Source organism: Micromonospora siamensis (assembly GCF_900090305.1).
GTDB lineage: Bacteria > Actinomycetota > Actinomycetes > Mycobacteriales > Micromonosporaceae > Micromonospora > Micromonospora siamensis.
Genome location: NZ_LT607751.1, coordinates 415,683 through 428,639, shown reverse-complemented (window position 1 = coordinate 428,639; position 12,957 = coordinate 415,683). Strand labels below are relative to the sequence as shown.

Annotated in this window: 5 protein-coding genes and 2 rRNA genes; 4 read left to right on the top strand and 3 right to left on the bottom strand. The window is 69.2% G+C overall.

Annotated features, from left to right (window positions below; genetic code table 11):
• The first annotated feature begins 80 nt into the window (after positions 1-80).
• From GA0074704_RS01920 to GA0074704_RS01910, 3 genes are all read left to right on the top strand, one after another.
• Positions 81-3,193: ribosomal RNA gene (locus tag GA0074704_RS01920) — 23S ribosomal RNA — on the top strand.
• Between the two features lie 77 nt (positions 3,194-3,270).
• Positions 3,271-3,387: ribosomal RNA gene (rrf, locus tag GA0074704_RS01915) — 5S ribosomal RNA — on the top strand.
• A gap of 269 nt (positions 3,388-3,656) precedes the next feature.
• On the top strand, positions 3,657-4,283 hold the full coding sequence (locus GA0074704_RS01910) for an NADPH-dependent F420 reductase (RefSeq protein ID WP_088973384.1): 627 nt from the start codon (positions 3,657-3,659) through the stop codon (positions 4,281-4,283).
• A 73-nt stretch (positions 4,284-4,356) separates the two neighbouring features.
• Here the strand turns inward: GA0074704_RS01910 and GA0074704_RS01905 are convergent, their stop codons facing one another.
• On the bottom strand, positions 4,357-6,177 hold the full coding sequence (locus GA0074704_RS01905; protein ID WP_231926731.1) for a VanW family protein: 1,821 nt from the start codon (positions 6,175-6,177) through the stop codon (positions 4,357-4,359).
• A 217-nt stretch (positions 6,178-6,394) separates the two neighbouring features.
• Between GA0074704_RS01905 and nudC the strand changes: the two genes are divergently transcribed.
• Complete coding sequence (gene nudC / locus GA0074704_RS01900) at positions 6,395-7,309, top strand: NAD(+) diphosphatase (RefSeq protein ID WP_088968897.1); 915 nt, start codon at positions 6,395-6,397, stop codon at positions 7,307-7,309.
• Positions 7,310-7,315: 6 nt separating this feature from the next.
• On the opposite strand, the gene GA0074704_RS01895 is transcribed toward nudC, so the two are convergent.
• Together GA0074704_RS01895 and GA0074704_RS01890 are read right to left on the bottom strand one after the other, a co-directional pair.
• Positions 7,316-8,569 carry a polysaccharide biosynthesis protein gene (locus GA0074704_RS01895; RefSeq protein ID WP_231926730.1) on the bottom strand — a complete coding sequence of 418 codons (1,254 nt, stop codon included), beginning with the start codon at positions 8,567-8,569 and terminating at the stop codon, positions 7,316-7,318.
• On the bottom strand, positions 8,566-12,924 hold the full coding sequence (locus GA0074704_RS01890) for an alpha-(1->3)-arabinofuranosyltransferase (RefSeq protein WP_088968896.1): 4,359 nt from the start codon (positions 12,922-12,924) through the stop codon (positions 8,566-8,568). The genes GA0074704_RS01895 and GA0074704_RS01890 overlap by 4 nt, the downstream gene beginning before the upstream one ends.
• Positions 12,925-12,957: the final 33 nt, after the last annotated feature.

Sequence of the window (12,957 nt, the reverse complement as noted above, 5' to 3'; positions counted from 1 at the left end):
ACGTCGGGCTGGTGGGGGACTGTTCGGGTTGTGGGTTGGTCGTTTGTTGAGAATTGCACAGTGGACGCGAGCATCTTTGTGGTCAAGTTGTCAAGGGCGAACGGTGGATGCCTTGGCACCAGGAGCCGATGAAGGACGTGGGAGGCCGCGATAGGCCTGGGGGAGCTGTCAACCAAGCTGTGATCCCAGGGTGTCCGAATGGGGAAACCTGGCACCAGTCATGTGGTGTCACCTGCACCTGAACACATAGGGTGTATGGGGGGAACGCGGGGAAGTGAAACATCTCAGTACCCGTAGGAAGAGAAAACAATTTAGTGATTCCGTGAGTAGTGGCGAGCGAAAGCGGATCGAGGCTAAACCGGCTGCGTGTGATACCTGTCAGGGGTTGCGTGGTCGGGGTTGTGGGACCCCGCTAGACAAGCTGACACTTGTCTGAGGAGTTACAAAGTCAGTGGCTAGCCGAATGGTGTGGAAAAGCCAACCGTAGACGGTGACAGTCCGGTACGTGAAAGTTGCTGACCTTCTGTGGGTGTTCCCGAGTAGCGGCGGACCCCTGAAATCTGCCGTGAATCTGCCAGGACCACCTGGTAAGCCTAAATACTTCCTGGTGACCGATAGCGGACGAGTACCGTGAGGGAATGGTGAAAAGTACCCCGGGAGGGGAGTGAAATAGTACCTGAAACCGTTCGCCTACAATCCGTCGGAGCCTTGCGGGGTGACGGCGTGCCTTTTGAAGAATGAGCCTGCGAGTTAGTGGCATGTGGCGAGGTTAACCCGTGTGGGGGAGCCGTAGCGAAAGCGAGTCTGAATAGGGCGCTCTTGAGTCGCATGCTCTAGACCCGAAGCGGAGTGATCTAGCCATGGGCAGGCTGAAGCGCGGGTAAGACCGCGTGGAGGGCCGAACCCACCAACGTTGAAAAGTTGGGGGATGACCTGTGGTTAGGGGTGAAAGGCCAATCAAACTCCGTGATAGCTGGTTCTCCCCGAAATGCATTTAGGTGCAGCGTCGCGTGTTTCTTGCCGGAGGTAGAGCACTGGATGGTCTAGGGGGCCCACAAGCTTACCGAAATCAGCCAAACTCCGAATGCCGGTAAGTGAGAGCGCGGCAGTGAGACTGCGGGGGATAAGCTTCGTAGTCGAGAGGGAAACAGCCCAGATCACCAGCTAAGGCCCCTAAGCGTGTGCTAAGTGGAAAAGGATGTGGGGTCGCATAGACAACCAGGAGGTTGGCTTAGAAGCAGCCACCCTTTAAAGAGTGCGTAATAGCTCACTGGTCAAGTGGTTCCGCGCCGACAATGTAGCGGGGCTCAAGCACACCGCCGAAGCTGTGGCATTCACATTTTAACCTCGTCGGGTCTTGATATCCGGTGCAGGTGTGTGGATGGGTAGGGGAGCGTCGTGCCGGGGGTGAAGCAACGGGGTGACCTAGTTGTGGACGCGGCACGAGTGAGAATGCAGGCATGAGTAGCGAAAGAAGGGTGAGAAACCCTTCCGCCGGATGACCAAGGGTTCCAGGGCCAGGCTAATCCGCCCTGGGTGAGTCGGGACCTAAGGCGAGGCCGAGAGGCGTAGTCGATGGACAACGGGTTGATATTCCCGTACCCGCGAAAGAGCGACCCTGACGAACCTCGTTGTGCTAACCACCCAAACCATCCAAGACCTTCGGGTTGAGGGTGGGGAGCGTGGGAACCTGGCGGGTAGTAGTCAAGCGATGGGGTGACGCAGGAAGGTAGCTGAGCCCGGCCGGTGGTTGTGCCGGGGTAAGCGTGTAGGCCGTACCGTAGGCAAATCCGCGGTGCACATAGGCTGAGACGTGATGCCGAGCCGATTCAGGTGAAGTCAGTGATCCTATGCTGCCGAGAAAAGCCTCTAGCGAGTTCTTAGCGGCCCGTACCCCAAACCGACACAGGTGGTCAGGTAGAGAATACCGAGGCGATCGGGCGAACTGTGGTTAAGGAACTCGGCAAATTGCCCCCGTAACTTAGGGAGAAGGGGGGCCGGAGACGTGAAGCCCCGCGCGGGTGGAGCGTTGTATGGCCGCAGAGAGCAGGGGGAAGCGACTGTTTACTAAAAACACAGGTCCATGCGAAGAAGTAATTCGATGTATATGGACTGACGCCTGCCCGGTGCTGGAACGTTAAGGGGACCTGTTAGCTCTTCGGGGCGAAGCGGAGAACTTAAGCGCCAGTAAACGGCGGTGGTAACTATAACCATCCTAAGGTAGCGAAATTCCTTGTCGGGTAAGTTCCGACCTGCACGAATGGCGTAACGACTTCCCCACTGTCTCAACCACAGGCCCGGCGAAATTGCATTACGAGTAAAGATGCTCGTTACGCGCGGCAGGACGGAAAGACCCCGGGACCTTTACTATAGCTTGACATTGGTATCTGAATGAGCTTGTGTAGGATAGGTGGGAGCCGGTGAAGTCCATACGCCAGTATGGGTGGAGGCAATCTTGAAATACCACTCTGGTTGATTTGGGTATCTAACTTCGGACCGTTATCCGGTTCAGGGACAGTGTCTGGTGGGTAGTTTAACTGGGGCGGTTGCCTCCTAAAGGGTAACGGAGGCGCCCAAAGGTTCCCTCAGCCTGGTTGGCAATCAGGTGTTGAGTGCAAGTGCACAAGGGAGCTTGACTGTGAGACTGACAGGTCGAGCAGGGACGAAAGTCGGGACTAGTGATCCGGCACTGGCATGTGGAAGCGGTGTCGCTCAACGGATAAAAGGTACCCCGGGGATAACAGGCTGATCTTCCCCAAGAGTCCATATCGACGGGATGGTTTGGCACCTCGATGTCGGCTCGTCGCATCCTGGGGCTGTAGCAGGTCCCAAGGGTTGGGCTGTTCGCCCATTAAAGCGGTACGCGAGCTGGGTTTAGAACGTCGTGAGACAGTTCGGTCCCTATCCGCCGTGCGCGTAGGATACTTGAGAAGGGCTGTCCCTAGTACGAGAGGACCGGGACGGACGAACCTCTGGTGTGCCAGTTGTCCCGCCAGGGGCACGGCTGGTTAGCTACGTTCGGAAGGGATAACCGCTGAAAGCATCTAAGCGGGAAGCTCGCTTCAAGATGAGGTATCCCACCACTCTTTGAGTGGGTAAGGCCCCCAGCTAGACGACTGGGTTGATAGGCCGGAACTGTAAGCCCGGTAACGGGTTCAGGTGACCGGTACTAATAGGCCGAGGACTTGACTACGAAGCTGCTACGCGTCCACTGTGCAACTCTGAACAATCGAACACCCCACGAGAGTGTGTTTGACATGTTCATAGAGTTACGGCGGTCATGGCGGAGGGGAAACGCCCGGTCACATTCCGAACCCGGAAGCTAAGCCCTCCAGCGCCGATGGTACTGCACTCGGGAGGGTGTGGGAGAGTAGGACGCCGCCGGACAAACATTCCATTCAGGGCCACCCCATCCGGGGTGGCCCTGAATGCGTTTCCGACCTTCCCGCCCACCGCATCCCGCGAATCGGCACGGACGCCCGGCCAGCCTCGGTACGGTCGGTGCGGAACCCGCCTGCCGGCGGCGTTCCCCCCGGTGCCGGCCACAAACGGGACGTTGCGCACGCCCCGGCGAAGCTATCCGACCGGCCGCACCGGGTACCTGCTCATGGTTCGCCGGATCTCGACCGCCAGGGCTGGCGGAGGCAGGAGTGGTCATGAAGATCGGAATCATCGGCTCGGGGCACATCGGTGGGACGCTCACCCGCCGGCTGCGGGCGCTCGACCATGACGTCACGGTGACCAACTCGCGGGGGCCGCAGAGCCTCACCGAGCTGGCGCAGGAGACCGGCGCCACCGCCGGCACGCTGGAGCAGGCCGTCCAGGATGCGGAGCTGGTGGTGGTGGCGATCCCGCTGCTGGCCGTACCGAGCCTGCCGGCGGAACTCTTCGACGGCAAGGTCGTGGTCGACGCCGACAACTACTACCCCCAGCGGGACGGCGATATCGCCGAACTCCAGGACCGGAGCCTGAGCTCCAGCCGGTGGACCGCCGAGCACCTCAAGGGCGCCCGGGTGGTGAAGGCCTTCAACAACATCCAGGCCCAGCACCTGATGGACCACGGCAAGCCGTCCGGCGAGGCGGGCCGGATCGCGCTGCCGGTCGCCGGCGACGACGCCGAGGCGAAGCAGCTGGTGATGGGGATCGTCGACGCGCTGGGCTTCGACCCGGTGGACGCCGGCACGCTGGACGAGAGCTGGCGGCAGCAGCCCGACACCCCGGTCTACGGCACCGACCGGGACGCGGACGGCGTACGCCAGGGGCTGGCCGAGGCGCGGCCCTGACCCGTACCGACGAGAACGCCCCGCGGGCCCGATGGCCGGCGGGGCGTTTTCGCTGCGGTGAGCGTCGCGGACCTCAGGTGGCGGGCTTGGGCTCCGGGGCGCAGATGAAGCGGGGCTCCGGGGCGTAGCGCCAGCTGAACTTCTCCCGCTTCACGACCTTGCCGTCCTTGGTGATGACCCGGAAGGCGTCCTGGGCGAAGCCCCTGCTGCCGGCCGTGGCGATGCAGCCGGGGCCCGGCTCCAGGTAGACGGTCTTCGGATCGGTGATGTCCCGCCGCGGCCCGTACTCGGTCTTCACGCTGTCGTAGATCTTGGTGCTCCAGATCGACACGGTCACCGTGCTGTCGGTGTACGCGGTGTCGATCATCAGGCCGTACTTCGTGTTGTTCCGGAACTTGAAGTCCAGGTTCGGCCAGAAGATGGTCGACTCGATCACCGCCGGGTAGCGCTCGAAGTAGAACGAGTGCGGCTTGTGCTGCACGTCCTGGAGACCGGCGTAGTAGCTGGCGTTGAAGAGCGTGGTGGTGAACTGCGAGACACCGCCGCCGACCCCCTTGACCAGCTTGCCGTCGACGATGACCGGGGCCTCCTGGTAGCCGCTGTCCGTGCCCCGCTCACCGGTGTGCTCGTTCAGTGAGAACGTCTCGCCGGGCAGCACGACGGTGCCGTCGACGTGCTTCGCCACGTTGACGATGTTCTGCGAGCGCGGCGAGGACAGGCCGCCCGGGAAGCGGGTGGTGAAGGTGGAGACCCGCTCCTTGATGCCCAGACCGGTCAGCTTCGCGGTGGAGAGCTCCGGCTGCACCGGCTTGACCTTGGCGGCGACCTCCCGGCCGTCGGCCTTCGGCAGCACCGCGAGCAGGTCCTTCGCCAGCGCGGCCGAGTCGACCTGCAGGCCGTCCCTGCCCGGCACCACGGTCGGCTTGCCGCCGGTCAGGGTCATCCGGGCGTCCACCGGCTCGGTCTCGATGGTCTCCAGCCGGTCGCCGAGGGCGTCGCGCAGCCGCTTGACGTCCACCTTCGGGGTCAGCTTGCCGGTCTTGTCGGCGGTGAACCGCAGGCTCTTGGCGATCGCGGCCGGTGGGATGCTCAACGAGCCCTTGTCGGTGCGCAGGGTGACCGGCGCGGCGACGGCCGGCCGGGCCAGCTCCGCCACCAGCTTGTCCACCGCCGCGGCGTCGGTCGCCGGGCTGATCTCGATCAGCGGGACCTCCACCGGCTTCCCGGTGAGCCAACCCTCGCGCACCGCCTGCGCCGAACGCTCCGGCTCCAGCGAGAGGCTGGGCTTCGGGTGGACCACCTTCGGGGTGGTGCCGGCGAAGGTGATCGCCGGCATGGTCATCTTCCGCCCCTGGCTGCCCAGGCCCTTGCGGAGCGCGGCGTCGAGCCGGGCCGCGTCCACCGTCACCACCGGCGGCACCGTGCGGGACCCCACCAGCCGGTCCACGGCGTGCGCCTGGGCCCGCTCGGCCGCGGCCACCGACGCGTCCACGTCCACGGTCAGGCCCACGTCGGCGGGCTTGACGGTGGTGGTCCGGGCGCCGAGCCGGATCTGCACCGGGGCGTTCAGCTCGGCCGCCCGGCGGTCCAGCTCCGCCCGCAGCTCACGCGCGGCGTCGGCCCGGCTCCGGCCGCCGACCTCGGCGCCCAGCACCGTCGTCCCGCGCGGCACGTCACCGGCGTACGCGTAAGCGCCCGCCCCGGCGACGGCGGCCAGCACGGCGGCGGTGACCCCGCCGGCCAGCAGCAGCCGACCCCGGGACCACCGGGAGCGGCCGGTGGGCGGAGCAACCGGCGGCGCCGGCTCCGGCTCGTCACCGGGCCAGCTCACCGGCATCACCCGGACGGTGGGCCGGTCGTCGGCGGGCGGAGTCTTGTCGCCGTACAGCGTCACAGCTACCTCGATCGGAAGGAACCACGTGGGGGTGCGGTCCCCACCCGGAAGACAACTACGGTAACCAACGTCCGGCCCCCTTGGCACTGTCCGACCGGGCCTGCTGGTCCACCGCGTGTCGCCGCTCACACCAAGCCCCTGAGCAGCCACGCTGGGTGTCGCCGGCCCGGGCCGGGCCGGTGCGCGGGGACCCGACCGGCCGTGGCACGGTAACCGGGTGCGAACGGATGGACAGGCGTTGACGTACGGCGGCGGATGGCTGGACCGGGCGGGCGGCCGGCGGGCCGACCCGGGCTGGATCTCCGAGCGGCTCGCCGACGCCGACAGCACCGTGCTGGCGCTCTGGCGGGACCGTTGCCTGGTCGACGCCGACGGCAGCCCGGTCAGGTTGACCGCCGCCGACTCCGGCGCCGTCCTGCCCCGGGCCGACCAGACCGTCTTCCTGGGCCTGGACGGGACGGCCGCCGTCTTCGCCGTGGACCTCTCCGCCCGTACCGAGCGGGAGGCCGCCGCGCTGGTCGGCGCCGCCTCGGCGGTGGACGTACGCACCCTGGTCGGTCGGCTCGGACCGGCCGACGCCGCCATCCAGGGGTACGCCCGCGGGCTGCTGCACTGGCACCGCCAGCAGCGGCACTGCGGAGGCTGCGGGGCCGCCACCGTCACCACCTTCGGCGGGCACGCCCGCACCTGTGCGGCCTGCGACCGGCTGCTCTTCCCCCGGATCGAGCCGGCGATCATCGTGCTGGTGGAGGCGCCCGGCTCCCCCGACCGGTGCCTGCTGGCCCGGCACAACGGTGCGCCCGAGGGGTCGTACTCGACGTTGGCCGGGTTCGTCGAGGTCGGCGAGAGTCTGGAGGACGCGGTCCGCCGGGAGGTCGCCGAGGAGGCCGGCGTGGTCGTCGGCGACGTGGCGTACCAGGGTTCGCAGGCGTGGCCCTTCCCGGCCGGGCTGATGGTGGGCTTCCGGGCCACCGCCGAGTCCGACCGGATCGAGGTGGACGGCGAGGAGCTGCTGGAGGCGCGCTGGTTCACCCGGGCGGAGCTGCGCGAGCGGGTGGCCGCCGGGCGGCCGCTGGGCCGGGTCGACTCGATCGACCATCACCTGCTCACCAGCTGGCTCGCCGAGGGCTGACCGCGATCAGCCCGGCTGGGGCGCCTGCGCCGGGTTCTCGGACAGCGGTACCGGGCGCGGCCGCCGGGTGGCCAGCGCCATGCCCAGTGTGGTGACCGTGGCCGTTCCCAGGGCCGCGAGGAGGAGATCGGGAACGGTGCGGGGTCTGACGATCGCCGCAACGGTGACCAGGCCGGCTGCGCCCACCCAGAGCGGTGCGGCCGCCCACCGCACGCCGGCCGCGACGCGGTCGTTGAGCAGCACGAACGCCACGGCGTAGAGCGCGCCGACCGCGGCGAACAGAGGCGCGTACCGGCCGAGGCGGGCGTAGTCGGTGCCGCCCGCGAGTCGGAAGGCCAGCCCACCCGCGAGCGACGAGGCGACCACCAGCAACAGGCCGCAGCCACCGGTCACCGCGAGCGCGACGGTACGGCTGCGGCGGTCGCCTCGCGCCAGTCGCGGCAGGGCGAGGACGGCGGCGACCTGCGGCGCCCAGAGCGCGCCCTTGCTCAACACCGTGCCCACCGCGTACGCCCCGGACGTCGATGGCGGCAGCAGTTGACGGGCGAGGAACAGGTCGGCATAGGAGACGACCAGCATCGCCAGGGTGGCTCCGCATCCCGAGATCACCTGGGCGGTGGTCAGCCGGGACACGGCGCGTGCGGGAGACGGGTGTCCGGCGGCGCGGGCGAGGCGGGCCAGTGCTGGAGGGGTCAGCGCGGCTGTCAGCGCACCGGCCACGAGTGAGCCGGTCAGCCCCGCGTCGAACAGCAGCCCGGCGGCCACCCCACCGTAGCGGCCCGCGGCGAGCAGGGCCATCCCGGCGGCGAGCCGCAGGAAGCGCTGGCTGCCCTGCAACTCGCCGAGGGAGCGGGAGGAGAGCACGACCGCCGCCGTGCTGACTGCCAGCAGCGTGGGCACCTCGACCGGGAGATCCAGGGTGGCAACCAGCAGCGGAGTCGCCGCGATCAGCATGCCGGCGCACATGATTGCGGTCACCCTTGTGAGCCGTCGGCTGTCGGACGACCCGTGCCGGGCGTGGTGCACGGCGACGGCCAGTTGCAGACCGAGCCCGGGCACGCTGGCGATGGCCACCAGGCCGAGCGCGGCGGCGAGCGCGCTGAGGCCGGCCGGGTCGAGCCGCCGGGCGGCCAGCACCGGCACCAGGTAGGCCAGGCCGTTGACGAGGACACCAGCCAGGGTGACGGCGGCCCCCGCCACGCCCAGACCGTTGCTTCGTCCGCCCGTCCGCCGCAGGCGGGCCGGTCGTCGAGGTCTCACGTGACCTGGGACGGGCTGGGATCGTGCATGCCGACCTGACCCGCTGTCGCCGTTTCCGGCTCCCGCTGCCTGGGCGGAACGGAAGCCACCGGCTCCACCGGGTGGGTAGGGGGTGCCGGCGGGGCGCCTGAAGCCCGCGCGGCCCGGGAAACAGGTCGTCGCCGCGCGGCAGCGGACAGCCAGAGGGCACCGAGGGCGACGGTGATCGCGAGTTGCGGGAGGAGATCGGTGTGCCGCTGCTCCGAACCTCCGTAGCTCCATCCGGCGAGAAGGACGAGCGCACCGGGAAGCCAAGTCTCGGCTGCCCGGCTGATCCTCCTGGCCCGTCCCGGGTTCGCCAGCCAGGGCAGGCGGCGTGGCCCGGGTACGGCCAACAGGAACCCCGCCGCCACCAGCAGGCTGCCGATGAGGCCGCTCGACAGCACGAGCGCGGCGGCGCCGACCGCCAGGAGCGGTAGCGAACGGGTGGCCCGGCGCCGGCCGTGCGGTACGGCGGTCGACGAAGCGGGCCCCGCGGGCCGTCGGGCGGGCAGCACCGCGAGGAGGACCACCGTCACCAGCAGGACGCCGCCGAGCAGTAGACCGGCCCGGTACGCCGTGTCCGGGGCGAAGCGAAGCACCACCTCGCCGGAGGTGCCTGCGGGCAGGATCCAGCCCTGCTGCCAGCCGTCCACCACCACCGGCTGCAGCGTTCGTCCCCCGACAACCGCCTGCCAGCCGGTGTTGGTGTTCTCCCGTACGGCGAGCACCCGGTCGACGGGGCGCTCGACCACCCGTACCCGTCGTTCGGTGGCCGCCCAGGATTCGATCTTGACGGTGCTGGGAGTTGGTTTCGGGGCCGGTGTGGTCCTCTGCGGCACCAGCGCGACGCGGGTGGGCGACACCAGGGAGCTCGGTGTGGTGCGGAGGCGGTGCTCGCCCCGGCCCAACTTGAGCCGCCGGGCCGTGTCCCGGCCACAGGGTGTGGCCCGCATTTCCCGCAGTTCCAGCAGGTCGCGCAGCGTGCCGCGGAGCGTGGTCTTCACCCGTGCCCCGCCGACCTTGAGCGTCGGACCCGATCCGCAGGCCAGCTTCAGTGGCGCGTCGGGGCGCGGCCGGACCGTGGGCGCGCCCGGCACCACCGTCACCTCCCCGATCGCGACCGGCAATGACTCCGGTAGCCGCAGACCGTACGGGTCGACGCTGGGGGCGGACGGCTTGTCGAGGAACTGGATGGTGACCTCGTCGGTCCTCATCGGCGGGTTCAGGGTGAGCAGGCCGTCGTCGCCCAGCAGGCTGCTCCGGAAACCGTCGTCGCCGACCACCCGGACGCTGCCGAGTCGGGTGGCGGCGGCGGCCGGGTCGACGGAGAAGCGGATCCCGCGGATGACCTGCGGCCTGAGCCACTTCAGCCGCAGGATCGGTGCCTCGTCGTTGACCGCCGGTGACCAACTGGTGGTCGGGTCCCCGTCGCGCACCGCCCCGGCCCGGCCGGTCGGGTCGGGTACGGCCCGCGATGAGGCGCTGATCTCCGGTGCGAGGCGGAGCGTCTGCGCGTCGGCCACCAGTTTGTCCAGCACGGCGTCCAGGGCCGGGCCGGGTGTGGGCCGCGCCCACAGCTTGGCGGTGTACACAGCGTCGGTCGGCAGGGTCAGGGTCCGGTCGATCGTGCGGCCGTCCTCCGAGCCACGGATGGCGTCGGTGGAGCAACGAGGGCGTCCGTCGACGGTGAAGCAGGCCGGTGTGGTCGGGGCCGCGGACACGACGACGACCGACGGCCGGTCGGTGGCCGGTACTGCGGGAAGTTGAAGGGTCCGGCTGGTCCGGATGCCGGGGATGCCGATCTCGGCGATGCCCACCGTCCCGGTGCCGAGCGGGCGTAGAGCGAACGCTGCGTCGACGGAGATTCGGACCTCGCGTGTGGCGTGGACGCCGGGCAGCTCGAAGACCATGTGGTCGCTGAACTGCTCCACTGTCCGGCTCTCGAATCCGGCGGTGACGGTCACCGTCGTCGGCAGGGAGTCGGCCTTCAGGTCGAACCGGACGTCCACCCGGGTGACCCGCGTGGGGTTGGCGAGACGCACCTCGATCCACTGCCGGTCGCTGGGCGAGTGCGGCGCGGACTGCCAGGATGTCGCGGGGTCGCCGTCCATCGCCGCGTACGGCTGGTGCTCCGGGCGGGCACCGCCCGGGGCGTCCACCTGGGAGCCGGCGGTCGACGCGCGGATCGTGCTGATGCCCTCGTAGCGGGCGACGGTGGACCGCCCCGCTCCCCACTCGGGCAGATAGTCGTGCGCGGGCGCTGACACCTCGAAGGTGTCATCGGCGGTGAGGGTCTGGGAGACGTTGTCGCGCAACCGGCCGAACGACACATCCCGCCTGCGGAGTCCGTCGGTCAGCGTGACCGGCCCGGCCACGCCACCGGGCGGTGCGTCGCCAGCCAGGACCGTGGGTGCCGTGCCGAGTTGACCCGCCGCGGCGACGTCGAGAAGGGACTCGGGACCGCCGACGACGGTGGTCACGTCGGCCCGGTCGTAAGCGACCACCGGCTCGACGCGCCGGTCGACGCGGTAGACCTCCAGCGCGCGTAAGGGCACGTCGAGACCCTGGTCGCGGAATTCGTCGGGGGTCGACGGCCCGCCGCGTCGGGGGCCGAAGCCGGCGACACGGGTCAGCCCGGGTGAGCGCTCCAACGCTTGGCGGACCACCGCCGGGCGGGCTGTGTCGGAGCGGCCGTGGTCGAGGTCGGCGCGGAACAGGACGTGGCTGATCCCGGATCGGGCGAGTAGGTCGGCCAGGCCGGTCGAGCCGGAGCCGGTGGCGAGCGTCGACTCGATCGCGTCCAACAGCCGGATCGTGGCGGGCGGGGTGAAGGGGATGGCGTTGCGCACCGCCCACCGGCTGTCCAGCAGCGGCTGGGTGATCTCGTCGGTGGTGCTGCCCCAGTCGTACGACGGGAAGCGGGCCCCGGGGACGACGAGCACGCGCCCCCGCCCGGTGTTCGCGTCCAGCCAGCTGGCGGCCTCGTGCCAGTAGCCTGGCACCTCCTTGACGCTGCCCGGTGTGGCGAGGCCGCCGGCGAGCGCCGGTGTGGCGATCGCGGCGACCGCCGCCATGGCCGCTCCGGCCGTGAGCCAGGCGCGGGCGACGGCTCGCGGGCGGCGCCGGTCGGGCGCGACACGCGCCGCCCGGACGACCAGGCCGACCAGGTGAGCCACGCCGAGCGCCAGCGGCAGGCGTAGCAGGACGTCGAACTTGTGCACGTTGCGCAGTGGGGCGCCGGCACCGTCGAGGAACTCCTGCTGTGGCCCGGCGAGGATGTTCGGCAGGTCGCCCACGTGACCGAGACCGACGAGCGCGGCACCGAGCACCAGACCGGTGATCAGAAACCGGCGGTGCGGCATTCCGCGCCGGGACAGTCCGAGGACGCCGAGGGCGGCGACCGCCAGGGTGGCGGCGACCAGCAGCGGCTCATTGGCGAGTCGCGCACCGGCTGGAATGGTCGGTCCGAACGGCGTGCCGAGGTAGGCGACCCAGTAGGAGGCACCACGAAGCGTGGTGACCGCGTCGGTGACGCTGGTGGTGTTCCGGGCGGTCTCGATGTAGTCCAGGAAGGGCGGGCTGTACCGGCCCAGGATCAGCAGCGGGACCAGCCACCAGGTGGTGGCGAGGGCGACTGCGCCACACCAGGCTGCGACGGCGGTGACGCGGCGGCGTACGGGGTGGAGGGTCGCGAGCCAGAGCATGGCGAGTGGCACCACCGCGAGCACGGCCGTGGCGTTGACCCCGCCGGCGCAGGCGACGGCGACGGCCGACCCGGCGACGGCGCGCCGTAACGATGTGCCGCGGGCGAGGCCCACCAGCGGGATGAGCACCCATGGGGCGACCGCGCTCGGCCAGGCCTCCACCGAGGACCAGCCGAGCTGGGTGAGGATCCGCGGCGACAGCGCGAAGGCGACACCGGCGATCATGCGTCCGGCGGGCGTGCCGATGCCGAGCCGGCCGGCCAGCCGCGCCGCACCCAGATACGCGACGCAGAAGAGCAGTGCCCACCAGAGTCGCTGCACCACCCACGGCGCGAGGCCGAGCTCCGACCCGAGCAGGAAGAACGGGCCCATCGGCCAGAGATATCCGTACGCCTGGTTCTGGAGCTGACCGAAGGTGCCGGTGGGATCCCACAGGTGTAGCGAGCGGAGTAGCCACCCGGCGGGGTTGACGTTCAGGTCGACCTTGGTATCCGGGACGACCAGCCCCGGGGCCTGCTGGAAGGCGAGAGCGGTGAGCGCGATGCAGATGGTCAGGTGCCGGAACCGCCGGGCCGTACGCCGGGTACGGCTGGACCCCGGATCGGCACCATTGGTCACCTCTGCACGCATTTTGGCTCCTGTCTCCGCCGGCCGGACGCGCAC